This window comes from Streptomyces sp. PSU-S4-23, from assembly GCF_055632315.1.
The window spans coordinates 3,504,964-3,530,475 of record NZ_JBVMUU010000002.1 but is presented as its reverse complement, the minus strand read 5'-3'; the positions used below and the strand labels follow the sequence as shown (position 1 = coordinate 3,530,475).

24 protein-coding genes are annotated in these 25,512 nt (G+C 73.0%); 14 read left to right on the top strand and 10 right to left on the bottom strand.

Annotated elements, in window-relative coordinates; genetic code table 11:
- Positions 1 to 64: 64 nt before the first annotated feature.
- Positions 65 to 490: a hypothetical protein gene (locus ACZ79I_RS16190; RefSeq protein WP_471504991.1), complete on the bottom strand. Its 426-nt coding sequence runs from the start codon at positions 488 to 490 to the stop codon at positions 65 to 67.
- Between the two features lie 216 nt (positions 491 to 706).
- Here ACZ79I_RS16190 and ACZ79I_RS16185 point away from each other — a divergent pair, with 216 nt between their 5' ends.
- Together ACZ79I_RS16185 and ACZ79I_RS16180 are read left to right on the top strand one after the other, a co-directional pair.
- On the top strand, positions 707 to 1,549 hold the full coding sequence (locus tag ACZ79I_RS16185; RefSeq protein WP_471498095.1) for a MurR/RpiR family transcriptional regulator: 843 nt from the start codon (positions 707 to 709) through the stop codon (positions 1,547 to 1,549).
- Positions 1,550 to 1,716: 167 nt separating this feature from the next.
- Complete coding sequence (locus ACZ79I_RS16180) at positions 1,717 to 2,301, top strand: hypothetical protein (protein WP_471498093.1); 585 nt, start codon at positions 1,717 to 1,719, stop codon at positions 2,299 to 2,301.
- A 27-nt stretch (positions 2,302 to 2,328) separates the two neighbouring features.
- Here the strand turns inward: ACZ79I_RS16180 and ACZ79I_RS16175 are convergent, their stop codons facing one another.
- The 5 genes from ACZ79I_RS16175 to ACZ79I_RS16155 form a co-directional block, all read right to left on the bottom strand.
- A complete protein-coding gene (locus ACZ79I_RS16175) occupies positions 2,329 to 2,703 on the bottom strand; it encodes a roadblock/LC7 domain-containing protein (protein ID WP_471498091.1) in 375 nt (124 codons plus the stop codon).
- A 16-nt stretch (positions 2,704 to 2,719) separates the two neighbouring features.
- Entirely contained in the window at positions 2,720 to 3,238 is a 519-nt protein-coding gene (locus ACZ79I_RS16170; RefSeq protein ID WP_471498090.1) for a roadblock/LC7 domain-containing protein, read from the bottom strand.
- A 40-nt stretch (positions 3,239 to 3,278) separates the two neighbouring features.
- Complete coding sequence (locus ACZ79I_RS16165; RefSeq protein ID WP_471498088.1) at positions 3,279 to 4,181, bottom strand: transcriptional regulator; 903 nt, start codon at positions 4,179 to 4,181, stop codon at positions 3,279 to 3,281.
- Positions 4,178 to 4,576 (bottom strand): hypothetical protein, encoded by a 399-nt coding sequence (locus tag ACZ79I_RS16160; protein ID WP_471498087.1) that lies wholly within the window; start codon positions 4,574 to 4,576, stop codon positions 4,178 to 4,180. Before ACZ79I_RS16160 ends, ACZ79I_RS16165 begins: the two co-directional genes overlap by 4 nt.
- 283 nt (positions 4,577 to 4,859) lie before the next feature.
- Positions 4,860 to 6,239: a type III PLP-dependent enzyme domain-containing protein gene (locus ACZ79I_RS16155; RefSeq protein WP_471498086.1), complete on the bottom strand. Its 1,380-nt coding sequence runs from the start codon at positions 6,237 to 6,239 to the stop codon at positions 4,860 to 4,862.
- A 185-nt stretch (positions 6,240 to 6,424) separates the two neighbouring features.
- Here ACZ79I_RS16155 and hutU point away from each other — a divergent pair, with 185 nt between their 5' ends.
- The 4 genes from hutU to hutI are packed head-to-tail and all read left to right on the top strand — an operon-like array spanning position 6,425 to position 11,884.
- Positions 6,425 to 8,095, top strand: coding sequence for a urocanate hydratase (gene hutU, locus ACZ79I_RS16150; RefSeq protein WP_471498084.1), 1,671 nt, complete (start codon positions 6,425 to 6,427; stop codon positions 8,093 to 8,095).
- Positions 8,092 to 9,309: an allantoate amidohydrolase gene (locus tag ACZ79I_RS16145; RefSeq protein WP_471498083.1), complete on the top strand. Its 1,218-nt coding sequence runs from the start codon at positions 8,092 to 8,094 to the stop codon at positions 9,307 to 9,309. Before hutU ends, ACZ79I_RS16145 begins: the two co-directional genes overlap by 4 nt.
- On the top strand, positions 9,306 to 10,640 hold the full coding sequence (locus ACZ79I_RS16140) for a formimidoylglutamate deiminase (protein WP_471498082.1): 1,335 nt from the start codon (positions 9,306 to 9,308) through the stop codon (positions 10,638 to 10,640). The genes ACZ79I_RS16145 and ACZ79I_RS16140 overlap by 4 nt, the downstream gene beginning before the upstream one ends.
- A 35-nt stretch (positions 10,641 to 10,675) precedes the next feature.
- A complete protein-coding gene (hutI, locus tag ACZ79I_RS16135) occupies positions 10,676 to 11,884 on the top strand; it encodes an imidazolonepropionase (protein WP_471498080.1) in 1,209 nt (402 codons plus the stop codon).
- A gap of 23 nt (positions 11,885 to 11,907) precedes the next feature.
- Here hutI and ACZ79I_RS16130 read toward each other — a convergent pair whose 3' ends face one another.
- Complete coding sequence (locus tag ACZ79I_RS16130; protein WP_471498079.1) at positions 11,908 to 13,461, bottom strand: ricin-type beta-trefoil lectin domain protein; 1,554 nt, start codon at positions 13,459 to 13,461, stop codon at positions 11,908 to 11,910.
- A gap of 352 nt (positions 13,462 to 13,813) precedes the next feature.
- The gene (locus ACZ79I_RS16125; RefSeq protein WP_471498077.1) at positions 13,814 to 14,842 is read right to left on the bottom strand and encodes an RNA polymerase sigma factor SigF; all 1,029 of its coding nucleotides are present in this window, start codon (positions 14,840 to 14,842) and stop codon (positions 13,814 to 13,816) included.
- A gap of 238 nt (positions 14,843 to 15,080) precedes the next feature.
- Here ACZ79I_RS16125 and ACZ79I_RS16120 point away from each other — a divergent pair, with 238 nt between their 5' ends.
- From ACZ79I_RS16120 to ACZ79I_RS16095, 6 genes are all read left to right on the top strand, one after another.
- The gene (locus tag ACZ79I_RS16120) at positions 15,081 to 15,449 is read left to right on the top strand and encodes an STAS domain-containing protein (RefSeq protein WP_388375040.1); all 369 of its coding nucleotides are present in this window, start codon (positions 15,081 to 15,083) and stop codon (positions 15,447 to 15,449) included.
- Positions 15,450 to 15,704: 255 nt separating this feature from the next.
- Positions 15,705 to 16,247, top strand: a complete 543-nt coding sequence (locus ACZ79I_RS16115; RefSeq protein WP_471498076.1) for an ATP-binding protein — start codon at positions 15,705 to 15,707, stop codon at positions 16,245 to 16,247.
- A gap of 182 nt (positions 16,248 to 16,429) precedes the next feature.
- On the top strand, positions 16,430 to 17,125 hold the full coding sequence (locus tag ACZ79I_RS16110; RefSeq protein WP_471498074.1) for an LPXTG cell wall anchor domain-containing protein: 696 nt from the start codon (positions 16,430 to 16,432) through the stop codon (positions 17,123 to 17,125).
- A 77-nt stretch (positions 17,126 to 17,202) separates the two neighbouring features.
- Positions 17,203 to 18,162, top strand: a complete 960-nt coding sequence (locus ACZ79I_RS16105) for a COG1470 family protein (RefSeq protein WP_471498073.1) — start codon at positions 17,203 to 17,205, stop codon at positions 18,160 to 18,162.
- Positions 18,159 to 19,238 (top strand): hypothetical protein, encoded by a 1,080-nt coding sequence (locus tag ACZ79I_RS16100; protein WP_471498071.1) that lies wholly within the window; start codon positions 18,159 to 18,161, stop codon positions 19,236 to 19,238. The genes ACZ79I_RS16105 and ACZ79I_RS16100 overlap by 4 nt, the downstream gene beginning before the upstream one ends.
- A 68-nt stretch (positions 19,239 to 19,306) precedes the next feature.
- Positions 19,307 to 20,605: a hypothetical protein gene (locus ACZ79I_RS16095; RefSeq protein WP_471498070.1), complete on the top strand. Its 1,299-nt coding sequence runs from the start codon at positions 19,307 to 19,309 to the stop codon at positions 20,603 to 20,605.
- Positions 20,606 to 20,738: 133 nt separating this feature from the next.
- Here ACZ79I_RS16095 and ACZ79I_RS16090 read toward each other — a convergent pair whose 3' ends face one another.
- The gene (locus tag ACZ79I_RS16090) at positions 20,739 to 22,235 is read right to left on the bottom strand and encodes an oligopeptide:H+ symporter (protein WP_471498068.1); all 1,497 of its coding nucleotides are present in this window, start codon (positions 22,233 to 22,235) and stop codon (positions 20,739 to 20,741) included.
- A 535-nt stretch (positions 22,236 to 22,770) separates the two neighbouring features.
- Here ACZ79I_RS16090 and ACZ79I_RS16085 point away from each other — a divergent pair.
- Together ACZ79I_RS16085 and ACZ79I_RS16080 are read left to right on the top strand one after the other, a co-directional pair.
- Positions 22,771 to 23,448 (top strand): response regulator transcription factor, encoded by a 678-nt coding sequence (locus tag ACZ79I_RS16085; protein ID WP_381080100.1) that lies wholly within the window; start codon positions 22,771 to 22,773, stop codon positions 23,446 to 23,448.
- A 108-nt stretch (positions 23,449 to 23,556) separates the two neighbouring features.
- The gene (locus tag ACZ79I_RS16080) at positions 23,557 to 24,834 is read left to right on the top strand and encodes an ATP-binding protein (protein ID WP_471498067.1); all 1,278 of its coding nucleotides are present in this window, start codon (positions 23,557 to 23,559) and stop codon (positions 24,832 to 24,834) included.
- 32 nt (positions 24,835 to 24,866) lie between these two features.
- On the opposite strand, the gene ACZ79I_RS16075 is transcribed toward ACZ79I_RS16080, so the two are convergent.
- Positions 24,867 to 25,406, bottom strand: coding sequence for a GtrA family protein (locus ACZ79I_RS16075; protein WP_471504989.1), 540 nt, complete (start codon positions 25,404 to 25,406; stop codon positions 24,867 to 24,869).
- Positions 25,407 to 25,512 lie beyond the last annotated feature (106 nt).

The window sequence follows — 25,512 nt, the reverse complement described above, 5'->3', positions numbered from 1 at the left end:
ATCTCTTCCTCCGTCTCCCGCCCGCGTTCTCCCGCCCCGGAGATTCCCGGCCTGCCCGTGAGGGTCAGTCCTGCCACTCGCCGTCCCGGCCGGACTTGCGGCGACGGCCGAAGAGGCCGGGGGTGGTGCGCGCGGCCTGGACCGCGTTGACGCCGACGATGCCCACCCAGGCCACCAGCAGGCCGGGCAGATGCGCGACGCCGCCCCCGATCGCGGACAGCGGGACCGCCAGTACCAGAGACACGATGCCGAAGCCGAAGCGCTCCCCCCAGGAATCCGTGGCCCGCGGGGAGCCCGCGCCGCGGGCCACGACCATCTGCTGCTCCGCCAGCCCGCGCCGCACCCGGCGGTCCACCGCACCGTCGATGCGCTGGTCGACCTTCTCCAGGAAGGATTCGACCAGCGCCGTCTCGTACTCCTCGCCCAGCTCCCTGCGGGCCTGCAGGGTGGCGTCGAGTTCCTTCTTCAGGTCGGTGTCCCGTGCGTCCATACCGGTCATGCCGCCCACGGTAGGGAGCCGGGACACTCTCCGCACTGGGGCTAGCCCCCGGTTCCGGGGACGGGGAGCGGCGGGCGCCCGGATTGCATATCGCCATGCAGGGTTATTGATGTTTGAATAGGTTCCTCGATGACGGGGCATGCGTCGCCGGCACCGTCCCGTCGGAGGGGACCTTCCGTCCTCTGAGACCTGGAGGGGGAGCACGTCATGAGCGTGACCGACAGCCCTGCCGCACGGCTGCAGGCGCTCTTCGAGGGGCACCGGCTCACGCCGACCCAGCGGCGCATCGCCCACAGCATGGTGCGACGGGCCGCCGACGTGCCGTTCCTGTCGAGCGTCGAGCTCGCCGAACTCGCCGGGGTCAGCCAGCCGTCCGTCACCCGCTTCGCGGTCGCCCTCGGCTTCGACGGCTATCCGGCGCTGCGCAAGCACCTGCGCGAGGTCGCGCCCGCCGAACAGACACCCTCCGCCGGGTCCCGCAACGAGTACCAGCAGGCCGTCGAGGCCGAGATCGAGAACCTGCGGCATCTGGCGGAGGTGCTGGCCGATCCGCGGCCGGTGCGGAAGGCCGGACGGATCCTCGCCGCCTCGCGCCCCCTGGCCGTCCTCGGGCTGCGGGCCGCGGCCGCCCAGGCGTACGGCTTCGCGTACTTCGCCGCGAAGGTCCACCCGGACGTCCGGCTGCTCGACGAGGGCGGCACGATGCTGTACGACCGCATCGACGCGGCCGTACGGGCGGGCGCGAGCGCCGTGCTGTGCTTCGCGCTGCCCCGGCACCCGCGCGAGGTCGCGGACGCGCTGGCGTACGCGAAGGAGAGCGGTCTGACGGTGGTCACCGTCGCCGACTCGGCGTTCGCGCCGGTCGCGAAGGTCTCCGACCTGCTGCTGCCGGCGGCCGTCGGCACCGGCCTCGCCTTCGACACCGCCTGCGCGCCGATGCTGCTCGGGCGGGTCCTGCTGGAGGCGATGTGCGACGACCTGCCGGACGCCCAGGCCCGGCTGGAGGAGTTCGACGCGCGGGCCGCGGCCCGGGGGCTGTTCGTGGAGTAGCCCGTCGGGGCACCCGACTCCGGACCCCGGGGGCCGACGTCTCGTCATCTGCCCGTCGCGCTGTGGCACTCGGCCGCCGAGGAGCCGGTTTTTCAGACTCGTCTCACCTTCGGCCGTTAGCCTGCAGCGCGCTGAGGCGCTTCACAGGACGAGACGGGAGGCCGGACGTGGCGCGCGGAGGACAGGGGCTGGCCCGGGTGGCCGTCGTGGTACGGGCGGGGGCCGCCCCGCTGTGGTGGCTGGGAGTGTTCGCGGCCGGCACCGGGGTGTCGATGCCGGGAGTGACCGGACGCCGGATCGGTGTCCTGGCCGGGGCCGCGCTGTTCGTCGTCGCGGCCGCCGTCGTCGCCTGCGCGCGCCGCGGGCGGTACGCCGCACTCGCCCGCGACGCGGCCCGGGCCGGCAAGTACGACGTGCTGCAGGACCGCGCGGTCACCGTCCGCGCCTGGCGGCGCGGCCACCGCTGGTGGCTGCTCGCCGCCTTCGCCGTGGCGCTCGGCAGCTGCGTCGCGGTGCCCGCCGCCGGCGGCATGCTGCTCGCGGGGACCGGCGCCGGGCTGCGCCTGAAGGCCGCATGGCTCGGCCGCCGGGAGCACGCCGAGGACGTGCTGCTGTGGGTGCGCGTCGACTGGCTCGGTGCCCGGGGCGGCGCGCCCGCGGGCAAGCGGGTCAAGGGCTACCGCAGCACGGGCATCGCGGCCGGCGACGCGGCCCCGGGCGGGGCGCGCCGCCGTGCCGCCGCGCTCGTGTAGCGCGCTGGTCGCGGAACGGGCCGAAGGTCAGACCTCCAGGTCCTCCTCGATCTTCTTCAGCTGGTGGCGGGCCATCGCCAGGTTGGCGCGTTTGGAGTCGAGGACGAGGTAGAGGAACAGGCCGTTGCCGCCGCGGCCGGTGAGCAGCCGGATCAGGTGGTACTGGTCGGTCAGCGTGATCAGGATGTCCTCGATCTGCCCCTTGAGCCCGAGGTGCTCCATGGTGCGCAGCTTGGCCCGTACGACATCGGTGTTGCCGGCGGCGGCGACCGTGAGGTCGAAGCTCTTGCTGCCGCCCATCGTGCCCAGCGCCATGCCGCTGGTGTAGTCGACGAGGGCGGCTCCGGTCGCGCCTTCGATGGAGGCGAGGGCCTCTTTCAGCGCGGTTTCGGTGTTGGCCATGTCGGAGTGTGTCCTTTCAACTTTCGGTGGTGGTGCGCGCGTTCGCGGCCGAGCGTGGGCTCGCGGGGGTGCGCGCGGTGCGGGTCCGCGTGGGCGCGGATCCGGTGGTGGTCCTGGTGGTGGCCCGGGCGGCACGGGACTGTGCCGGCGGTTCGGCCCGCTCGGCGGCCTCGTCGACCAGCTCCCCGATGCGTGTGCTCGCACGCCGGCCCTCCAGGTGCAGCCGGCCGACGTTGACGCGGTCCTGGGCCAGCAGTGTCAGCACGGCGCCGCGGCCCGCCGCGTACGTGGCCACATAGCCGTGGACGCCGCGGACGAGCAGTTCGCGGAAGTCGCCCTGCCCGGTCGCGTCCGTCATCCGTACGGCGACGCCCAGGGCGGCGGCGGTGAGTGCGGCGATCCCCTCCGGTTCGACGCCGGGGGTGTCCTGGGCGAGCACCAGCCCGTCGACGCTGGCGGCGAGGGCGCCGGTCAGCTGGGGGATGCGGGTTCTCAGGCGGCGGAGTTCGTCGAGGACCTCGGGCTCCGCGTCCATCAGGGGTCTCCTCTCGGCGGGTCGTTGCCGTTCGAGCCGGTCAAAGGGCCTCCAGCGCATCCCTCAGCCTCTTCAGCAACGTGATGTGGGGATCGGCGAACGGCGGCAGAGCCCCGGTGGGGGCGGGCGCTTCGCCGGTGGTCGCGGGTGACGGCTGTGCGGGACCCGCGCTCGTGTCCGTGCTCGTGTCCGTGCTCGTGTCCGCGCTCGTGCCCGTGCCCGTGCCCGTGCCCGTGCGGGCCGCCACGACGCCCGCCGCGGCCAGGCGCCGCACGTCGACCAGGGTGTGGAAGGCCGGGCGGCCCAGCGCGCGGGAGATGTCCGAGGCGGTCCGCACCCCGTCCACCCGGTCGAGTACCGCCCCCTGGCGGGGCGTGACCGCCGGGTGCGCCGGGCGGCCGGCGCGGACGAGGGGAGCCTCGTCCGTGGCCGGGTCGGGCCAGATCCGGTGGAGCAGCTCGCGGCGGCGCAGCGTCTCGCGCTCCACCGCCGCCACCGGTACCGGACGGACGGGGCCCAGCCAGTGCGCATCGCCGTACCGGAAGCGGGCGGGGGCGCTGCTCGGGCCGAGCACGAAGTACGCCGCGTCGTACAGCGCCCCCAGATGGCACAGTTGCAGGGCACCCTCGCCGATGCGGCCGCTGTCGACCAGGAACCGGCCCACCAGCCGCTGTGCCCCCGCCTGCGCGACCGCCTCCCGCCAGCCCTCCTCGTCGAGCGCGCCGCGTGCGACGAGCAGGACGTCGAGGCCCGGGGTCGCGGGGCTCTCGGCGTACACCACCTGGCCTTCGGACAGGTAGAGCATGCCGCCCTCGCGCATCAGCACGCCGGTGGCGCGTTCGGCGGCGAGGCGGCTGAGCATGGGGGACAGGCCACCGCTCGGGACCTGGGTCCGCCGCCGTACGGGCAGCGGGGGCTGCGGGGGCGTCGTCACCGCCGTCATCCCAGAACCAGCCGTCCGGCCATCTCGCCGAGCCGGATGCGGGCGAGGGCGAGGTTGCCCTCGTCGCGCGCCAGCCACAGGTGCAGGAAGACACTGCTGTCGAACGTCGTCGGCACGAACCGCAGCAGGTGGTAGCTGTCCCGGTTGGCGATGATCAGGTCCTCGACCGGGCACGCGCCGGCGGACCAGTCGGCGTCGTCCTGCGGGGCGAACGCACGGTGCTCGGCGGCCAGCCGGGCCAGTTCCGCCGCCTCCGCCGCGGTCGTCTCGTGGTCACCGCCGGGTGAGTCCCCGACCGTGCCCAGCGCGAGCCCGCTGGTCCAGTCGACCACGGCGGCGCCCCGGGCGCCGGGCAGACGCATGGCTTCCAGCAGGCACTCGTCGATTCCGGGCACCGTGGCTCCCCTCCCGCCTCGGGTTCGGCTGAGTGATGAAGACACTACGCACCGTGTGTGCGAGGGGTGACAGTTACGGCATTTTCCGGTGGAACATGCCCGGGATCACTAAGGTGGGTCGACTGGCCCCGTGCACCGGGACGTCGGCGCCGACGGGGACGCCCGCTCGCCGACGTGCGGAGATGCGGCCGGCGTGCAGCCGACGGGGCGCACGCGGGCGCGTGCGCGGCGGCTCGTGCGCCTGTGGTGTGCGCCCCTTGCGTATGCGGGGCGGGCGGCCTCCTCAGAGCCCTGTCAGTGCGTCCGTGTGCCCCCCGCCCGACTCCGCCACGATCTCCTCCAGGGACTGCGGCGCCCGTACCACCGCGAACCGGATCCCCGTGTCCTCGTCCGGCGCGTAGCCGTACACCCCCGGGCGGGCCAGCGAGTTGTAGCCGTAGTGGTGCGCGAAGTAGTACGCCCCGGTGTCCAGCGCCGCGACGTGGTCGCCCTGGTCCAGCAGTGGCAGCGCGTGCGCCTGTGCCAGCAGGTCGCCCGCGAAGCAGGCCGGTCCCGCCACGTCCTGCACCACCTCGGGCCCCTCCTTCGGGCGCCCCTTCGCGTCGTACGCCCGGATCCGCAGCGGCCAGGACTTCGGCGCGTACACCGTCCGCACCGCCACCTGGACCCCCGCGTGCGTGACCGCCACGGCCCGGCCGCCCGCGCGCTTGGCGTACTCCACCCGCGCCACCACCGTCCCGTTCTTCGCCAGCAGGGACCGTCCGAACTCCGTGACCAGCCCGTACCGCCCGTCGAACAGCCCCGGCACCGCCTCCGCCAGCAGCCGCGCGTACTGCGCGTACGTCGGGGTCGTGGCGTCGGAGCGGAAGTTGACCTGCAGCCCGCCGCCGATGTCGATCGTGTCGATCTGCCGGCGTCCGGCGTGCCGGTTGATCTCCTCGGCGAGCGCGTACACCTCCGCGATGCCCCGTGCCATCAGCGACAGGGGGACGCCCTGCGAACCGGAGTGCGCGTGCAGCCGGGTCAGCCAGGGCCGCTCGGCGTACGCGCGCAGTACCCACGCCCGCGCCCCCTCGTCGTGCAGCGCCACCCCGAATTTGGAGGTGGCCGTCGCGGTGGACAGTGCCTCGATGGAACCCGCGCCGAGCTGCGGATTCACCCGGATCCCCAGCGCAGAGGAGGTGCGCGTGGCGCGGACGAGGGCGTCGATCCGCATCAGCTCCTGCGGGCTGTCCGCGTTGACCGCGACGCCCAGGGCCAGCGCCTGCCGCAGCTCCTCGGCCGTCTTGGCGGGTGAGTCCAGCACGATGTGCTCCGGCGGCACTCCGGCCGCCCGGGCCAGCGCCAGTTCCCCGGGGCTCGCCACCTCTGCGCCGATGCCCGCCTCGCGCAGCAGCCGCAGCACCGGGACGAGCGGTGTCGCCTTCACGGCGAAGGCGTGCAGCACCGGTGTGCCCGGCGCTGCCACCGCGCCGAACGCCGCCCGCAGCGCCGCCGCCGCGTCCCGGATGCCGACGACGTCCAGGAGGCCGACGATGGGGGCGTCCGGTCCCAGCAGACCCTGCTCGACCGCGCTCCGCACGGCCTCGTCCCGGCGCGCCACCCGCTCGGCGTCCGCGTGGTGCGCCTTCCCGCTCGTCCGCCCCGTTCCGCTGTCCGTCATCTCCAACGCGCCCCCGTCCCCGTGTCACCGTCGGCGGTACCTCCTCCAGCCAAACATCCCGGGCCGTGCTCCGCTGGCGCACGAATGTATTGACTAGCTCTATTCAGGGCGTCAGGATGTGAATATCAGCAGCAACAGTCCCGCGCGCCCCCGGCCGCGTACGACCGTCACCCAGGAGGCAGACCATGTCAGGACCCGGGCCCCGTCCAGTCCGAGCGCCGCGCGGCACGGAACCGAGCGCCCTGGGATGGCAGCAGGAGGCCGCCCTGCGGATGCTGCAGAACAACCTCGACCCCGAGGTCGCCGAGCACCCCGACAAGCTCGTCGTCTACGGCGGCACCGGCAAGGCCGCCCGCGACTGGCGTTCCTTCGACGCGATGGTCCGCACACTGAAGACCCTCAAGCAGGACGAGACGATGCTGGTCCAGTCCGGCCGTCCCGTGGGCGTCATGCAGACCCACGAGTGGGCCCCTCGCGTCCTCATCGCCAACTCCAACCTCGTCGGCGACTGGGCCACCTGGGAGGAGTTCCGCCGCCTGGAGGCCCTCGGCCTGACGATGTACGGGCAGATGACCGCCGGTTCCTGGATCTACATCGGCACGCAGGGCATCCTCCAGGGCACCTACGAGACGTTCGCCGCCGTCGCCGCGAAGAAGTTCGGCGGCTCGCTGGCCGGAACCATCACGCTGACGGCCGGGCTCGGTGGCATGGGCGGCGCCCAGCCACTGGCCGTCACCATGAACGACGGCGTCGCGATCTGCATCGACTGCGACCCGCGCGCCATCGAGCGCCGCATCGAACACCGGTACCTGGACGTGAGGGCCGACTCCCTGGAGCACGCCCTCCGGCTGGCCGTCGAGGCACGCGACCAGCGCAGGCCGCTGTCCATCGGCGTCCTCGGCAACGCCGCCGATCTCGTCCCGCAGCTCCTCGCCATGGGCGCCCCCATCGACGTCGTCACCGACCAGACCTCGGCCCACGACCCGCTGTCCTACCTGCCGTCCGGCGTCGCCTTCGAGGACATGGCCGCCTACGCCGCCAAGGACCCGGCCGGCTTCACCGCGCGCGCCCGCACGTCCATGGCCCGGCATGTCGAGGCGATGGTCGGCTTCATGGACGCCGGTGCCGAGGTCTTCGACTACGGAAACTCGATCCGCGGCGAGGCCCGGCTCGCGGGGTACGACCGGGCCTTCGCCTTCCCGGGGTTCGTGCCCGCCTACATCCGGCCGCTGTTCTGCGAGGGCAAGGGCCCCTTCCGGTGGGCGGCGCTGTCCGGCGACCCGGCCGACATCGCCAGGACCGACCGGGCGATCCTCGACCTGTTCCCCGAGAACGAGTCCCTCGCGCGCTGGATCAGGATGGCCGGGGAGCGCGTCCACTTCCAGGGCCTTCCCGCCCGCATCTGCTGGCTCGGCTACGGCGAGCGGGACAGGGCCGGCGAACGGTTCAACGACATGGTGGCGAGCGGTGAGCTCACCGCGCCGATCGTCATCGGCCGCGACCACCTCGACTGCGGGTCCGTCGCCTCGCCGTACCGGGAGACCGAGGCCATGCTCGACGGCTCCGACGCGATCGCCGACTGGCCCCTGCTCAACGCCATGGTGAACGTGGCGTCCGGCGCGTCCTGGGTGTCCATCCACCACGGCGGCGGGGTCGGCATGGGGCGGTCCATCCACGCGGGCCAGGTGACGGTGGCCGACGGTACGAAGCTCGGCGGTGAGAAGATCCGCCGGGTGCTGACGAACGACCCGGGGATGGGCGTCATCCGGCACGTCGACGCCGGGTACGACATCGCGGAGTCCGTGGCCGAGGAGCGGGGCGTGCGGGTGCCGATGCGCGAGGGTGACGACGCGTGACCTTCCACAGCATGTGGGCGGAGCTGCTGCCGATCGGCCGCAGCTCCGCCTCCGGCGGCTACCGCCGCTTCGCCTGGACCGGTCCCGACGCCGAGTGCCGGGCCTGGTTCAAGCAGCAGGCCGAGGCCCGCGGGCTCGCCTACGAGGTCGACCGCAACGGCAACCAGTGGGCCTGGCTCGGGGATCCCGCCGCGGGCGACGCCGTCGTCACCGGATCCCATCTGGACTCGGTTCCGGACGGCGGCGCCTTCGACGGGCCCCTCGGGGTCGTGTCCTCCTTCGCCGCGCTCGACGAACTGCGGGCCCGGGGCGCCGGGTTCCGCAGGCCCTTCGGCATCGTCAACTTCGGGGACGAGGAGGGCGCGCGGTTCGGGCTCGCCTGTGTCGGGTCGCGGCTCGCCGCCGGGCAGCTCACCCGCGAGCAGGCGCACCGGCTGACCGACGGCGACGGCGTCACCCTGCCGCGCGCCATGGAGGCCGCCGGATACGACCCCGACGCCCTCGGGCCCGACCCGGAACGGCTCGGCCGCATCGGCGCGTTCGTCGAACTCCATGTGGAGCAGGGCCGTGCCCTCGACCTGAGCGGTGACGCGGTGGGCGTCGCCGGCGCCATCTGGCCGCACGGGCGGTGGCGGTTCGACTTCCGCGGCGAGGCCAACCACGCGGGCACCACGCGGCTCGCCGACCGGCGCGACCCCATGCTGCCGTACGCCGCAGCCGTCCTCGCCGCCCGCGGCGAGGCCGAACGCGCCGGTGCCGTCGCCACCTTCGGGAAGGTCGCCGTCGAGCCGGGCGGAGTCAACGCCGTCCCCTCGATGGTGCGCGGATGGCTCGACTCCCGTGCCGCCGACCAGGCACGCCTCGACACCGTCGTCGCCGGCGTCGAGAAGACGGCCCGGGAACAGGCAGAGGCCCACGGCGTCGGACTCGACGTCGTCCGCGAGTCGTTCACCCCCGTCGTCGAGTTCGACCACGCCCTGCGCGACGAACTGGCCCGCATCCTCGGCCGGGACTCCGGGCTGTCCGTGCCCGTCCTCGGCACCGGCGCCGGACACGACGCCGGGATCCTCGCCGGCAGCATCCCGACCGCCATGCTGTTCGTGCGCAATCCCACGGGGGTCTCCCACTCGCCCGCCGAGTTCGCCGCCGAGGACGACTGCCTGGCCGGGGTGCGCGCACTCGCCGACGTACTGGAAGGGCTGGTGGGCAGGTGACGCGGACGTACTGGCTGGAACACGCCTGGCTCGGGGCCGCCGTGGAGCCGGGGGTCGTCCTGGAGGTGGCCGACGGCCGTATCGGCGAGGTGCGCACCGGCATGGCCGGCCCGCCCCCCGGCGCCGAGATCCTCCGCGGACTCACCCTCCCCGGCCTGGCCGACGCCCACTCGCACGCCTTCCACCGCGCCCTGCGCGGCACGGCCCAGGTCGGCTCCGGCACCTTCTGGACCTGGCGGGACGTCATGTACGCGGTCGCCGACCGGCTGACCCCTCAGACGTACCACGCGCTCGCCCGTGCCGTGTACGCGGAGATGACGCTGGCCGGGATCACCGCCGTCGGCGAGTTCCACTACGTGCACCACGCCCCGGGCGGCACCCCGTACGCCGACCCCAACGCCATGGGCGAGGCCCTCGTCGACGCCGCCGCCGAAGCCGGCATCCGCATCACCCTCCTCGACACCGCCTACCTCTCCTCCGGCTTCGGGCAGCCGCCCACGGACCGTCAGCTGCGCTTCTCCGACGGCACCGCGGACGCCTGGGCCGAACGCTGTTCAGTTCTCAAGGACCGGGATCACGCACGGATCGGTGCGGCCGTCCACTCCGTACGGGCGGTGCCCGCTGGGCAGCTCTCGACGGTGGCGCGCTGGGCCGAGGAACGGGGGGCCCCGCTCCATGTGCACCTGTCCGAGCAGACGGCGGAGAACAACGCCTGCCAGGAGGCCCACGGCTGCACCCCGACCCGGCTCCTCGCCGACCACGGTGTCCTCGGGCCGCGCACCACCGGCGTCCACAACACCCACCTGACGGACGAGGACATCGCGCTGATCGGCTCGACGGGCACCGGCACCTGCATGTGCCCCACCACCGAGCGGGACCTCGCCGACGGCATCGGCCCGGCCGCGGCCCTGCAGGCGGCCGGTTCACCGCTGTCGCTCGGCTCCGACAGCCACGCCGTGATCGACCTCCTCGAAGAGGCGCGCGCGATGGAGCTGAACGAGCGGCTGCGCACCCGCACGCGCGGCCACTGGACGGCGGCGGCCCTGCTGCGGGCGGCCTCCGCCGACGGGCACACGGCACTCGGCTGGGAGGGCGCGGGCACCCTGGAGCCCGGAGCGCTCGCCGACTTCACGACGATCGCGCTCGACTCGGTCAGAACCGCGGGGCCGCCTCCGCGGCTGGGTGCCGAGACCGCCGTATTCGCCGCGACGGCAGCGGACGTGCGCCACACGGTCGTGGGCGGCCGGCACATCGTGCGCGACGGGGCGCACGCACACGTACCGGATGTGCCGCGGGCGCTGGCGGACGCCGTCGAAGCCCTGCGCGCCTGACGTCCGATCCCCATCCGGCCACCCACGAGGACACCATGAGCAGCACGGTCATCACCAACATCGCCGCCCTGGTCACCAACGATCCCTCCCTCGGACAGGCGTCCCCCGGCTCCGGTGCATCCGAGAGCGGGGGCACGTCCCCTCTCGGTCTGATCCAGGACGCGGCCGTCGTCATCGACGGCGACCGCGTCGCCTGGACCGGTGAGTCAAGCAAAGCACCCGCCACTGACAACCGGGTCGACGCCGGCGGCCGGGCGGTGATCCCCGGCTTCGTGGACTCCCACTCGCACCTCGTCTTCGCGGGCGACCGCACCGAGGAGTTCAACGCCCGCATGTCCGGCCGTGTCTATTCGGCCGGCGGCATCCGTACGACGGTGGCCGCGACGCGGGCCGCGACGGACGCCGAGCTGGAGGCCAACCTCGTCCGGTACCTCGCCGAGGCCCTCCGCCAGGGCAGCACCACCCTGGAGACGAAGTCCGGCTACGGACTCACCGTCGAGGACGAGGCCCGCGCCCTGCGCCTCGCCTCCGCGCACACGGACGAGGTCACCTATCTCGGCGCCCACATCGTCTCCCCCGACTACGCCGACGACCCCGCCGCCTACGTGGCCCTGGTGACCGGCGAGATGCTCGACGCCTGCGCGCCGTACGCGCGGTGGATCGACGTCTTCTGCGAGAAGGGCGCGTTCGACGGCGACCAGGCCCGCGCGATCCTGACCGCGGGCCGGCGCAAGGGCCTGCACCCGCGCGTCCACGCCAACCAGTTGTCCTACGGCCCCGGCGTGCAGCTCGCCGTCGAACTCGACGCGGCCAGCGCCGACCACTGCACGCACCTGACGGACGCCGACGTGGACGCGCTCGCGAACAGCCGCACGGTCGCCACCCTGCTGCCCGGCGCCGAGTTCTCCACGCGCGCCCGGTGGCCCGATGCCCGCCGTCTGCTCGACGCGGGTGTCACGGTCGCCCTGTCGACGGACTGCAACCCGGGCTCGTCCTTCACGTCCTCGGTGCCGTTCTGCATCGCCCTGGCCGTACGGGACATGGGCATGACCCCGGACGAGGCCGTGTGGTCGGCCACCGAGGGAGGGGCCCGGGCCCTGCGCCGTACGGACATCGGCCGTGTCGCCCCGGGCGCGTACGCCGATCTGGTGGTCCTCGACGCACCGAGCCACGTCCACCTGGCCTACCGGCCGGGGGTACCCCTGGTGTCGCAGGTGTGGCGGCGGGGCGTGCGCGAGGTCTGACCGTCACGCGTGCAGGGTGTGCGTCAGGACGCGCCCGCCCTCCACCGCTGGGCGTCGTCGCCCCGGTCCGGCAGCAGGAACAGCGTGTCGCCGCCGTAGGGCGTGACCGCGTGGTCCGGGGCGATCCCCGGGCGGATCACGCCGCGGGAGTCGACCGTGAAGCGCAGGTTCTGGCCGTTGGAGCTGTAGACGGCGGCACACTCCCAGATGCCGACGCCCCTGTAGGTGGAGCCGCGGCTGTCCAGGCAGAAGCCGGGGTCGGCGTACGACTGGAGGACGCCGCGTGCGCCGTCCACGCGCCAGCGCTGGGTGGGGGACGAGGTGCAGGGCGCCGTGACGACGTCCGTGCCCAGGTCCATGTTCCCGTCGCGGATGTCCAGGCACTGCCCGGAGGCGACGTTCACCACCTGGGCGTACGTTCCGTTCGGGGGGTGCGCCGCGGGAGGCTTCGGTTTCGGTTTCGGCGCCGGCGACGGGCGCTTCGTCCTGGAAGGCGCCGGGGACGGTGGGGGACTCGGCGCCTTCGCCGTCGGCGTCGGGGAGGGCGTCGGCGTCATCGAGACGGTCGCCGTCACCGTCACCGCGGGCGCCGGTGGCGGGGTGCGTACGGTGCTCGCGGCCCGCGCCGGTTCCGAACCGCCCGAGGCGAGCAGGTAGACCAGCAGCGGGGACAGCGCCACACCGGCGGCCGTCGCGGCCAGCGCGGTGCGCCGGGCCTGCCACCGGCGCGCCGCCCGGGGCGCGCCCGCCGTGCGCCACTCGTCCGTGTCACCCATGACGTACGCCGTGCCACCCCAGGGGAGCAGGCCCTCGGCCAGCGCCGTGCGCGGTGCGTCACGCAGCTGCGACAGCTCCTCGTAGGCGAGGGCGCAGTGCCCGCAGAGCGTCATATGGGCGTGCAGATCGGCACTGTAACGCGGGCTGCCGGGCCGCACGGACTCCTCGATCAGCCGCCGGAAGTCCTGGCAGCGCGGATTGCCGGAGGCCGCCAGCCGGGTCTTCAGCAGCGACTGGCGCAGCGCCTGGAACGCGGGTTCGGTGCCGTACACCACGTCCTGCGGGGACACGCCGAGCAACCCGGCCGTCCGCTCCGCCGGTTGTTCCTCGGCGACCCCGTACCAGACGAGGCTCTGCACCCGGACCGGAAGTGCCCGGAACGCGGTGAGCATGGGCGGGACGAGGCCCTCGGCCCCGGCCGCGCGCAGCTGACCGAGCAGGCCCGCGTCGAGACGGGAGGCCCGTTCGTCGTCCGCGGCCCATGAGGCCGCCACCCGCCCCGCCAGCAGCAGGAGTTGGTGGCGCCAGGGGCCGCGCGGATCGTTGCCGCGGGCGGTGTCGCGGGCGGCGAGCGCGAACGCCTGGGCGGTCAGCTGGCGGGCCGCCGTCTCGTCGACCGCGCACAGGCGCGCGTACGCGAGGACCGCGGGGCGGTGACGCCCGCGCAGCTCGCGCAGGGCCGGATAGGCGCTCGGGGTGTCGGTGCGCAGCAACTCGGTCAGCCGGGCGTCGGACACCTCGCTGTGCACACCACCGCCGGTGGCCTCGACGTCGTCGTCGTCCCGCTCCGCCCGGGCCATCCCCGTGCCTCCTCGCACCCTGCTCCGGCCGGCGGGCATGCCTGGGACTCAGGGGCACCAACCGGTACGGGGTGACCATAGTGGTGGAAGGGGACCCTTGGGAAAAGGGGGTTCCCCGCGGTAACCGATGCGCGGGCCGGCGAACGAGCCGGCAAGGGCCCGTGGGGCCCGTGAAGGGCCGCGAGGGGGCCGGGACGCCGGTGCCGCCCCACGCAACCCACCCGCCGAGGGGTCGGGTTGCGTGGGGCGGCACCGGGGCGGACGGGCAACCTCGCCTCCAAACCCGTCACTTCGGGCCTCGTTCCGTGACGGGGCCGGCCCGCGGTGGAGCGCTGTGCGGATCGACGGCCCGTCACTCCTCGACCGTGAGGCCCTTCCGCAGTCTCACCAGCGTGCGGGACAGCAGCCGCGACACGTGCATCTGCGAGATGCCCAGCTCGTCGCCTATCTCCGACTGGGTCATGTTGGCCACGAACCGCAGCGACAGGATCTTCCGGTCGCGCGGCGGGAGTTCGGCGATCAGGGGCTTCAACGACTCGACGTACTCGATGCCTTCGAGTCCGTGGTCCTCGTAGCCGATGCGGTCCGCGAGGGCGCCCTCGGAGTCGTCCTCCTCCGGCTGGGCGTCGAGGGAACTCGCCGTGTAGGCGTTCGACGCCGCCATGCCCTCGACGACCTCGTCGTTGGAGATGCCCAGGGCCTGGGCGAGCTCCGCGACCGTCGGGGCGCGATCGAGCTGCTGGGCGAGGTCGTCGCCCGCCTTCGCCAGGTCGAGACGGAGTTCCTGCAGCCGCCGGGGGACACGCACGGACCACGATGTGTCGCGGAAGAAGCGCTTGATCTCGCCGACGATCGTCGGCATCGCGAAGGTGGGGAACTCGACGCCGCGGCTGAGTTCGAAGCGGTCGATCGCCTTGATCAGGCCGATCGTGCCGACCTGGATGATGTCCTCCATGGGCTCGCTGCGCGAGCGGAAGCGCGCGGCGGCGAACTTCACCAGGGCCAGGTTGAGTTCGACGAGGGTGTTGCGGACGTACGCATACTCGTGCGTGCCTTCTTCGAGCGACTCCAGACGTCCGAAGAGCGTCTTGGACAGGGCCCGTGCGTCCACCGGTCCCACCTCGTCGTAGGGGGGGATCTCCGGAAGCCCGGCGAGTGCCTCGGATGCGGGGGGACCGTCGGACCAGGTGAGATCCTCAGGACCGGTGAGGCTTTCGGGCCCGGTGAGCCCTTCGGGTCCGGTGAGCCCTTCGGGTCCGGTGGGGGCGCCGCCGTCGGCGAAGGCGCCTGCGCGGTCGCGGACCGATCGCTGTGGTGGGAGTGCCGACGTCGCCCTCTGGGTCTGCGATGCGTCGAGCCGGGGTGACATGATGTCCTCCATCGTTCTCGGCATATGGCTGCCGAAGCCAATACGTGCACTGCCGTGTGCGGCGCCTCCAAAGCCGGCCGGGTCGACTGGGTGTCCCTACTAGCCCTACCCGCATTCGCCGACTCACCGCAAGTGCGTTCTGTGGCGGAATGCCCGACTTTACAAGGTTGTTCGGGTGCCGGGGGGCGTAGGGAAGGCGTAGTGTGCGAGGGCGTCCATCAACAGCCACGACGGTCGGGAGAGAGACGGCATGGACCGCGGGACGGTCGGCAGCGCACAGTCTGGCCGGCTTTTGGTCGAGGTGCGGCAAGAGGGCACGAGTGCCGTCGTGACCCCGGCGGGTGAGCTGGATCACCACACCGCCGATCTCTTGCGCGAACCGCTCGACGACTGCCTCGAAAAGGGGCTCTCACGCCTGGTCGTGGACTGTTCACGGCTGGAGTTCTGCGACTCCACCGGGCTGAACGTGCTGCTCGGCGCCCGGCTGAAGGCCGAGGCCGCCGGCGGCGGGGTCCATCTGGCCGGGATGCTGCCGGTGGTGGCGCGGGTCTTCGAGATCACCGGGGCGGACGCCGTTTTCACCGTCCACGACACCCTGGACGCCGCCCTGGCCGAGTAGGGGGCGGTGGGCGGGTCCCCGCCCGGTTTCCACCGTGACGGGCGCGTTACGCGCGTCACAGGTCCGGCCCGAATCCCCGGGTGTTCCGGCGATCCGGTCGGGCAGGAGACATGCTGAACATGTCGGCACCGACGCCAAAGGCCCCGACGGAAGGGGCCGCACGCGAACGGCACGAGCAACGATCGACGGAAACGCCGCCGATCTCCGTACTGAGACTTGAATCGTGAACAGGTGAATCGGTGAGGTGAAGCGCTGATGAGCACCACCCGGCCCCACTCGCCGGGCGACCGCGGCCCCGAGCGGAGCGGCGCTTCCGGAACGCCCGCGCGGGCGGCGTCCGACGAGGGTGCCTCGCCCGGGGCGCCCGGGGAGCAGGCGCGCCCCTTGGGGGGACAGGTTCGCAGGTTGAGTTTCGACGGGGAGAGCGGAGTCGTCCCGCTGGCCCGCGACTTCACCCGCCAGGCGCTGTACGCATGGGGCTGGCTGCCCGCCGCCTCCGCCGACCAGCGGGCCGCCGCCGAGGACGTGCTGCTCGTCGTCTCCGAACTCGTCACCAACGCGTGTCTGCACGCCGAGGGTCCCGACGAGCTCAGGATCGGGTGCGACAACAAGGTGCTGCGCATCGAGGTCTCCGACAAGGGCGCCGGGCAGCCCGCCCCGCGCACCCCGCACCGCGCCGGACGCCCCGGCGGTCACGGCATGTTCATCGTGCAGCGGCTCTGCCTGGACTGGGGCGTCGTGCGTACGCCCGGAACCGCAGGCAAGACCGTGTGGGCGGAGCTCGGCGCCCCCGCGTGACCGGCCGGGCGACCCCCGACCGGGGGTTACCCGCGGTTCGAACTCTCTTCCGCCCGTCACCCCGCACATCACTTCTCGCGCGCCGGATCACCACACATCCGGCGCGCCCTGTGTCTTCCCTCCACACGACCCCGGGCGTACCTTGACGGCCGATCTGATATGCCGTCAGGAATGAGGGGACCGTGTCGTACCAGAAACGAACCGCCGCGTTCGCGTCGGCCGCGGCCCTGGCCGGCTCGGCGGTGCTGCTGGCCGCTCCCGTGGCCCGGGCCGAGGTCGTCGACGTCAACTACCACTGCAAGACGCCGATCGGCGACAAGAGCGCCGTCTCGCCCATCGACATCAAAGGCGTCAAGAGCGGCGGCGGCTACAAGATCACCATGTCGTGGCAGAAAGGCGTCTCCTCCAGCCCGGTCGAACTGGGCAAGGGCGCGATGAACCCGAGCGCCACCATCCAACTGGGCGGCGCGGACAGCGGCACCATGTCGGTGTCGGGCCCGGCCAACCAGGCGGCCATCCCCGCCAACACCCCCATCAAGATCAACGACTTGAGCGGTACGTACACACCCAGGAAGTCCGGCAAGGTCACCTTCACCGCGGGCGTGCTCACCATCAAGGCCCTCGGCACGACGACCACGTGCACGCCCGCCAACAGCCCGAAGCCGTCACTGGCCCTCGACGTGACGGCCGCGGGCGGTTCGGGCTCCGGTTCCGGCTCAGGTTCGGGCCAGAGCGGCACGGACTCCGGCGGGCAGCTCCCGCAGACCGGCCCCGAGGACTCCGCGATCGCCCTCGGCACCCTCGGCGGCACGGTCCTGCTCTCCGGCGCGGCCGGAGTGCTGTGGCTGACGCGCCGCAACCAGGCCGTGCGCCGCTGAGGCGCACCCCGGACCCCCGGGGGCCACCGCCCCTCGACCAGGCGCTGCGCGCCGCCCCTTCCCGTCGGGAGCCGCCGATGCCGTACGCCCGCCACGTCCTCTGCCTCCCCCTCGCCGCCCTGAGCCTGCTGGCCACCGCCCACACCACCACCGCGGCCGGCGACGGCGGCTGGTCCCTCGCGCCCGCGACGGGCGGCGCGGACGGGCGGCCGTACGTCTACGCGGAGGGCGAGCCCGGGACGGTCCTGGAGGACGCGGTGTCGGTGCTCAATCCGGGCGGGAAGCCGGTGACCGTCCAACTGCGCGGCGCCGACGCGGACAACACCCCGGACGGCCGCTTCACGGTCCGCACCAGGCCGGCCGACACCGGCGCCTGGATCGCCTTCGCGCGTACGGCGGGCGGGCACAGAACCGCGGTGCGCACCCTGTCGCTGACGGTGCCCGCCCGTACCCGGGCCGATGTGCCGTTCACCGTGACCGTGCCCGCGAGCGCCGCGCCCGGCGACCACCCGGGCGCGATCGTGGCCGCCGCGGGCGCCCGCTCCTCGGCCGTACGCGTCCAACTGCGTGTGGCGGGACCCGCGTTGTCCGCGCTGACCGTGGAACACGTGGCCGTGCGCGGCGGGCGGATCTCGTACGAACTGGTCAACCGCGGCACGACCGTGCTGACCCCGAGGCTCGCGGTGCGCGCCGACGGTCTCTTCGGCCGGGCCCTGGACCGCGTCCCGCGCACCCTGCCCCTCGAACTGCTGCCGGGCCGCCGCGTCCGGCTCAGCGAGCCGTGGCCGCACCGCCCGGCGCTCGACGCGGTGGAGGTACGGCTCACGGTCACGGCGGCGGGCGGGGCACACGGCTCCGGGTCCGCGTCGGCGTGGTTCGTGCCCTGGGGGACGGTGGCCGGCACCGCCGCCGGGCTGCTCGCGGCCGTGGGCGCCGCCGTGGCCGTACGACGCCGCAGGCGCCGCCCGCCGGACCGGGACCCGGACGCCGACGACCGGCCGGGCAGGGACGTCGAGTTGACGGGAGCGGTGAAGTGAAGGGGCGTATCCCGGCGCTGGTGGCGCTGCTCACGCTCGTCCTGGCGCCCTTGGCGGCGCCGCCCGCCTGGGGCGCCGGCAAGCCGGCCGTCGAGCTGTCCGCCTCCCAGGCGGGGACCGGCGGTTCGATCACCGTGACCGGCAGCGGCTGGCGGCCGAGGACGCTGCTGATGATCCTGATCTGCGGCCAGTCGGTGCCCTCCCGCGGCGTGATCGGAGGCACCAACTCCTGCGCCAACGCGGACGGCCGGGCCGTCACCACCGACGACGGGGGCACGTTCCGCAGGAAGCTGCCGGTGGCCGAGCCGCCCGTGCCCTGTCCCTGCGTGGTGCACGTCGCCACCGTCACCGGCGCGAAGGCCGACGCCGACGCGATCTTCCAGGTCGCCGGGCACCCGGTGCAGCCGCTGCCGGCCGAGTCCCCCGCGGGGCGGCTCTCGGTGCTGACGGACACCCGCCTGGACGGCTCCAGCGGGCTGCTGACCTGGTTCGGGGCGCCGCCGTCCCGCACGCTCGTGTTCACCGTGGGCAACGTCGGTTCCTCGCCGGTGAAGAACCCCCTCTTCCGCGTGGGCACCTCCCACGGGGTGTTCGCGCCGCAGTGGGACGAGCAGCAGTGGCACGGCACCATCGCTCCCGGCAGGAAGGCGCGGATCGAGTTGCCGGTGGAGCTGTCGGCGGGCGCCCACGGCGACTACACGGTCTCGCTGGAGTACAGCGGGAAGGTCCTTGCCGAACAGCCGTGGGGAGTCGGCCGCCCGTGGGGCGTGACCCTCTTCTGGATCCTGCTCTGCGTGGTCGTGCCGGCGGCCGTGTTCCGCACCGGGATGGCCGTCGTGGACCGGGTGCGGCCGCGCGGGCCCGTGCGGCGGGCGGCGCACCGCCGGGTCCTGCGACTGCCCGAACTCACCCTGCGTCTGCCGAAGCCGGGCGCCGGCCCGCCCGCTCCCTCGGCCCGTACCCGTTCGACCCTGCCGTGGTTCACCCCCGACTCGGATCCGGGGACCACGGCGAACGGTCGGCTCTCCGCACCGCAGGAGAACAGTCCGACGACCCCGACGAAGGGAAACACGTGAGCACGCAACGGAGAGTCCTTGCGGCAGGGGGCAGAAGCCGGAGGGCGAGCGCGGCCGGAGTGGCGCTGATGCTCGGTGGCGCGGGCATCCTGCTCGGCGTGGCCGCCGCGCCGGCCCAGGCCGCCGAAGTGTCGTACAAGACCGAGTGCATCCCGCCCTCGATCTCCGGGCTGCCCCCGGTCGAGGGCACCACCAAGGTGCAGATCACCGCTCCGGCCGAGGCGAAGGTCGGGGACGAGGTGACGATCACCTGGAAGTTCGTGCAGGCCGCGTCCAAGAACCCCGATGTGCTCGACCTGGAGAAGGACACGGTCAAGCCGACGGGGACGCTGAAGGCGGCGGGCGCGCAGACCGCGGACGTCGCGATGGAGGGGCCGCGGTCGAACCCGCCGATCCCCAAGAACAGCGACATGAAGCTGTCCGACATGACGGGCAAGCTGAAGCTGACCACGGCCGGCGAGGTGACGCTGACGCCGGACGCGTACAACATCAACGTCAGCAAGCCGATCTCGACCGACACCAAGTGCTCCCCGAAGGAGACCGTGCCGTCGGCCGCCACCATCAAGGTGACGGGCGCCGACGGGGGTTCGGGCGGGCTGCCGACGGGCGTGCCCACCCTGCCGACGGGCGTGCCCACAGGGGTGCCCACCGGTCTGCCCACCGGCCTGCCGACCGGGTCCTCCCCGGCGTCCCCGACGGCGAGCGCGAGCGGCACCGGCGGAGGATCCGGCACCGGCGGCGGCAGCGGCGGGCAGACGGACTTCACCGGCAAGGAGGTCCAGGTCCCGTACGCCTGCAAGACGCCCATCGGCGACAAGAACGCCACGTCTCCCGTGCAGATCAACGCCAAGAAGAACGGCGGGAGTTTCGACCTCACCGTGCAGTTCAAGAAGTCGGTGATGAACAGCCCGGCGGACATCCCGAAGGACTCCGTGAAGCCGTCGATGGAGGTCGTGCTCGGCGGCGCCGACAAGGGCACCGTGCACGTCGAGGGCCCCACGAACGCCAAGGACATCAAGTCGGGCGACCCGATCGAGATCCCGGACCTGACGGGCACGTACAAGCCGGGCGCGAGCGGGCAGTCGACGCTGTCGCCGGGCGTCCTGACCATCAAGGCCCTCGGCACCACCACGACGTGCACGCCGACGAAGACGGAGGTGTCGCTGACCCTGGACACCTCGCAGCAGCCGGGCGGGGCGTCCGGCGGCTCGTCGACCGGCGGCTCGTCGTCCTCCGGCACGTCGGGCGGCCTGGCCCAGACGGGCGCGGAGGACCACGGCGCCCTGAAGGCGCTGGGCCTGGTGGCCGGGACGGCGATCCTGCTGGGCGGCGCGGTGTTCACGTTCCTGCCCCGGCGGGTGCGCTGACCGTGCCGCTCGCGCGGCCCTGAGGGCGGGGCGCGACGGGGCCGGGCGGGACGTCCCGGCGCCGGCGAACGCTCGACGGGGGACCGCATCACGATGCGGTCCCCCGTCGCCGGTGCGTCCTGCGGGCCAGGCGCTAGTGGACGTCGCCCATCAGCTGCCTGACCTTGCCGCGGTACATCCACACCGCGAACCCGGCGAGCGCGGCGAGCGCGGCCTCCAGGGCCACGACGGCCGTCTTGTCGAGGTCGACGCCCGCGATGGAGAGCAGACCGGTGGTGGCGTCACCGGCGGTGACGGCCAGGAACCAGACACCCATCATCTGGGAGGCGTACCTCGCCGGCGCCATCTTCGTCGTCACGGAGAGGCCGACCGGGGAGAGCGTCAGCTCCCCGACGGTCTGTACGAAGTAGATCGCGACCAGCCACATCGCGGCGGCCTTGTGCCCGCCGCCCGAGATGGCCAGCGGGGCGAGGAACAGGAAGAAGGAGGCACCGATCAGGATCAGGCCCGAGGCGAACTTCACCGCCGTGCCCGGCTCCCTGCCGCGCCGGTTCAGCGCCAGCCACATCCAGGCGAACACCGGGGCCAGCGCCATGATCATGACGGGGTTGACCGACTGGTACCAGGAGACCGGGAAGTTCCAGCCGAAGACCGTGTTCCTGGCCGACGACTCGGCGAAGAGCGAGAGGGTCGAACCACCCTGGTCGTAGATCATCCAGAACACGGCGGCGGCCACGAAGAACCAGATGTACGCGGTCATCCGGGACTGCTCGGCGTGGTCCAGCTCCTTGTCCCGCTTGATCCGGGCGATGACCAGGACCGGGATGACCAGACCGGCGAGGGTGATCGGGACCAGCAGCCAGTTCAGGGTGTAGACGCCGGAGAAGCCGACGACCGCGTAGAAGACGACCGCGACGGCCGCCCACAGGGCCGACTTGCGCAGGGTGGCGGACTTCTCCGCGGCGCTCAGCGGCGTCGGGACGTCCTTCGAGCGCTCGCTCAGGTGGCGGCCGCCCAGCAGGTACTGGCCGAGGCCGAGCGCCATGCCGAGCGCGGCGAGCGCGAAGCCCAGGTGCCAGTCGACGTTCTCACCGACGGTGCCGATCACCAGCGGCGCGGCGAAGGCGCCCAGGTTGATGCCGATGTAGAAGAGCGTGAAGCCACCGTCGCGGCGCGGGTCGTGCGGGCCGTCGTAGAGGTGGCCGACCATCGTCGAGATGTTGGCCTTCAGCAGGCCCGAGCCGATCGCGACCAGGCCGAGCCCGGCGAAGAAGGTGCCGGAGGCCGGCAGGGCCAGCGTGAGGTGGCCGAGCATGATGACCAGGCCCGCGACGGCGACGGTCCTGCGGGGGCCGAGGACGCGGTCGGCGAACCAGCCGCCCGGCAGGGCGAGCAGGTACACGAGCGACAGGTACACCGAGTAGATCGCGGTCGCCGTGGCCGCGCTCAGGTGCAGGCCACCGGGGGCCACCAGGTACAGCGGGAGCAGGGCCTTCATGCCGTAGTAGGAGAACCGCTCCCACATCTCGGTCATGAAGAGGGTGGCCAGTCCGCGGGGGTGGCCGAAGAAGGTCTTCTCGGAACCGGGGGTGCCCGGGCGGACCGAGTCCTTCGTCAGGCTGGACGCCATGGTCGTTCCTTGCTGGTCGGGACGCGCTGCGTGAGCGTGGCGCGCCCGGTGGGGGCGGCCGGAACCGGCGGAATCGGTCGTCCCCCCTACGCCCACGGGGTGTCCGCTCCGGGTCTCGGAGCGGTGGACGGCGACCACCGGGATCCACGCCTCTGCGCGCGTTGGCGCGTGTAGAGGCCCGGCACAGGTCATTCCTTTCGGGGCCGGCGGTGGCCGGCCCGCACACAAAAGAGACCTTCAGCGTCACGTACCCGCCAAAGGTCCCCGATGGTGCTACAGGCGTTTCGATGACGATACGCCAGGACACCACCGGATATGGAAGGACTTGAGACAAGCATCACGGGTGAATCCGCCACCATAGGCACTCATTCGAAGGTGTTCACCCGTATGGCACCCCTTAGACGCAGGTATCCGTCCCCCCGGCGGCCGGCGATGCCGTCGCCGTAGCGTGGCAGCCGAAGGTAAGAGCGCCCGAGCGTCGCTCACACCTGCGATCACGCTCATGCTCCCTTCACGGGCGGACTACCATCACCCCATGACCCGTGTACTGCTCGCCGAGGACGACGCGTCCATCTCGGAGCCGCTGGCCCGCGCCCTGCGCCGGGAGGGTTACGAGGTCGAAGTGCGCGAGGACGGACCCACTGCGCTCGACGCCGGGATGCAGGGCGGCGTGGACCTCGTCGTGCTGGACCTGGGGCTGCCCGGCATGGACGGTCTGGAGGTGGCCCGCAGGCTGCGCGCCGAGGGCCACACGGTTCCGATTCTCATCCTGACCGCGCGCGCCGACGAGGTGGACACCGTCGTGGGCCTTGACGCGGGCGCCGACGACTACGTCACCAAGCCGTTCCGGCTGGCCGAGCTGCTCGCCCGCGTCCGGGCGCTGCTGCGGCGCGGCGCCACCGAGCCGGCCCAGCCGCCGGCCACGCACGGGGTGCGCATCGATGTCGAGTCGCACCGGGCGTGGATGGGGGACGAGGAGCTGCAGCTCACCGCGAAGGAGTTCGACCTGCTGCGGGTCCTGGTCCGGGACGCGGGCCGGGTCGTCACGCGCGACCAGCTGATGCGCGAGGTCTGGGACACGACCTGGTGGTCGTCCACGAAGACGCTGGACATGCACATCTCCTGGCTCCGCAAGAAGCTGGGGGACGACGCGGCGAACCCGCGGTACATCGCGACGGTGCGGGGCGTGGGCTTCCGCTTCGAGAAGAGCTAGGCACTCCGCCGGGCTCGGCCGGATCCCCGGCGGGCGCGCTCCCCGTCCCGGGGTGCCGGCCCGTCCGGGGCACACTGGTCCTTGTCCAGCCATCGCCCGGAGGGCCCCGTGCGCCGTCGTCTCATCCAGTCCACCCTCGCCGTCGTTCTCGTGGTGATCGCCGTCTTCGGGGTCTCCCTGGTGATCGTCGAGACCCGGACGATCAGCAACAGCGCGCAGGAGCGTGTCGACTCGGAGGCGCTGCGGCTCGCCAGCATCGTGGACAGCCGCCTCCTCGGCGCCCAGAAGGTCTCTCCCGCGCTCCTGGAGGGCCAGATCACCGGCGACAAGTACGCGGTGATCACCATCCCCGGCCAGGCCCCCATCCAGGTCGGCGCCAAGCCCGTCGGCGACGTCATCCACTCCACGGCCCAGGGGGAGGAGGGCGAGACGGTCCGGGTCGAGGAGCCGCGCTCCGCCGTCACCCGCGAGGTCGGCCGCACGCTGATGATCATCGCCCTGGTGGCGCTGCTGGCGATCATCGCCGCGATCCTGCTCGCCGTGCGCCAGGCCAACCGTCTGGCCTCCCCGCTCACGGACCTCGCCGAGACCGCCGAGCGCCTCGGCTCCGGCGACCCGCGGCCGCGCCACAAGCGGTACGGGGTCCCGGAGCTGGACCGGGTCGCCGACGTCCTCGACGCCTCGGCGGAGCGGATCGCGCGCATGCTGACCGCCGAGCGCCGCCTCGCCGCCGACGCCTCCCACCAGTTGCGGACGCCCCTGACCGCGCTGTCCATGCGCCTGGAGGAGATCGCCCTCACCGACGACCTGGAGACCGTGAAGGAGGAGGCGACCATCGCGCTGGCGCAGGTGGAGCGGCTCACCGACGTCGTCGAGCGGCTGCTGACCAACGCCCGCGACCCGCGCACCGGCTCGGCGGTCTCCTTCGACCTGGACGAGGTCATCCAGCAGCAGCTCGCCGAGTGGCGTCCGGCCTACCGCAGCGTGGGCCGTGCGATCGTCAGCTCCGGCAAACGGCATCTGCGGGCCGTGGGCACCCCCGGCGCGGTCGCCCAGGTGCTGGCCGCGTTGATCGAGAACTCGCTGATGCACGGTGGGGGCACGGTCGCCCTGCGCACCCGTGTCACCGGCAACCAGGCGGTCGTGGAGGTCACCGACGAGGGCCCGGGGGTGCCGCCGCAGCTGGGCTCCCGGATCTTCGAGCGCACCATCAGCGGCCGCAACTCGACGGGCATCGGCCTGGCGGTCGCCCGCGATCTGGCGGAGGCGGACGGCGGACGGCTGGAGATGCTCCAGGCCAAGCCCGCGGTCTTCGGCCTGTTCCTGTCGCGTACACCGCTGAAGGCACCCCCGGCGAGGGAGGGAACGCAGCAGACGGTCAGGTAGGGGAAGGGGAGCCGACCGGGTGGGCGGCCGGATCAGCGGTGGACGCGCTGGTCGCGACGGCGCCGGGTCGCCTCCTGGAGTATCGACTCCGCGCCCACCACCGCCTCGCGGGCCGGCAGTGTCCGGAAGACCCACGAGCGGTACGACCAGAAACGGAACAGTGTTCCCAGGCCGATGCCGAAGACCTTGAAGAGATTGCGCTGCAGCGAGCTGTCCCAGCCGAATCCGTAGATGGCGGTGTAGAGCACGCCGTTCTCGATCACGAGTCCCACCGCGCTGAACGCCAGGAAGAGCGTGAGCTCCCTCGTCCTGCCGCTCTTGTCGCGGTCCCGGTACGTGAAGTAACGGAAGCCCACGTAGTTGAAGGCGATGGCGACCACCGTCGCGATCACGTTGGCGCGTACCGCCTGCAGGTTCGTGGTGTGCCACAGGAGATTGGAGACCGCGAAGTTCACCAGCGTGCCGAGGCCGCCGACCGCGCCGAACTTGGCGATCTCGCGCACCAGCTGGTCGAGCTGCCGGCGCACCCCGCCGCGGGGCTTGTCCTGCAGGCCCGTGGAACCACTGCCCATCGTGTCGCCAGCCCCCGTCGGGTCGGTCGGGTCGGTCCGTCGCATCGTCCGGTCGGCAGGGCGCGCCGAGCGGTTCCGTCAACCACGCCATGCTAACCAGCGGCTG

Coding starts and splice junctions, on each gene's coding strand:
- ACZ79I_RS16190 (WP_471504991.1), bottom strand. CDS start 490: ATGGACGCACGGGACACCGACCTGAAGAAGGAACTCGACGCCACCCTG.
- ACZ79I_RS16185 (WP_471498095.1), top strand. CDS start 707: ATGAGCGTGACCGACAGCCCTGCCGCACGGCTGCAGGCGCTCTTCGAG.
- ACZ79I_RS16175 (WP_471498091.1), bottom strand. CDS start 2,703: ATGGCCAACACCGAAACCGCGCTGAAAGAGGCCCTCGCCTCCATCGAA.
- ACZ79I_RS16170 (WP_471498090.1), bottom strand. CDS start 3,238: ATGGACGCGGAGCCCGAGGTCCTCGACGAACTCCGCCGCCTGAGAACC.
- ACZ79I_RS16165 (WP_471498088.1), bottom strand. CDS start 4,181: ATGACGGCGGTGACGACGCCCCCGCAGCCCCCGCTGCCCGTACGGCGG.
- ACZ79I_RS16155 (WP_471498086.1), bottom strand. CDS start 6,239: ATGACGGACAGCGGAACGGGGCGGACGAGCGGGAAGGCGCACCACGCG.
- hutU (WP_471498084.1), top strand. CDS start 6,425: ATGTCAGGACCCGGGCCCCGTCCAGTCCGAGCGCCGCGCGGCACGGAA.
- hutI (WP_471498080.1), top strand. CDS start 10,676: ATGAGCAGCACGGTCATCACCAACATCGCCGCCCTGGTCACCAACGAT.
- ACZ79I_RS16130 (WP_471498079.1), bottom strand. CDS start 13,461: ATGGCCCGGGCGGAGCGGGACGACGACGACGTCGAGGCCACCGGCGGT.
- ACZ79I_RS16125 (WP_471498077.1), bottom strand. CDS start 14,842: ATGGAGGACATCATGTCACCCCGGCTCGACGCATCGCAGACCCAGAGG.
- ACZ79I_RS16120 (WP_388375040.1), top strand. CDS start 15,081: ATGGACCGCGGGACGGTCGGCAGCGCACAGTCTGGCCGGCTTTTGGTC.
- ACZ79I_RS16115 (WP_471498076.1), top strand. CDS start 15,705: ATGAGCACCACCCGGCCCCACTCGCCGGGCGACCGCGGCCCCGAGCGG.
- ACZ79I_RS16105 (WP_471498073.1), top strand. CDS start 17,203: ATGCCGTACGCCCGCCACGTCCTCTGCCTCCCCCTCGCCGCCCTGAGC.
- ACZ79I_RS16095 (WP_471498070.1), top strand. CDS start 19,307: ATGCTCGGTGGCGCGGGCATCCTGCTCGGCGTGGCCGCCGCGCCGGCC.
- ACZ79I_RS16090 (WP_471498068.1), bottom strand. CDS start 22,235: ATGGCGTCCAGCCTGACGAAGGACTCGGTCCGCCCGGGCACCCCCGGT.
- ACZ79I_RS16085 (WP_381080100.1), top strand. CDS start 22,771: ATGACCCGTGTACTGCTCGCCGAGGACGACGCGTCCATCTCGGAGCCG.
- ACZ79I_RS16075 (WP_471504989.1), bottom strand. CDS start 25,406: ATGGGCAGTGGTTCCACGGGCCTGCAGGACAAGCCCCGCGGCGGGGTG.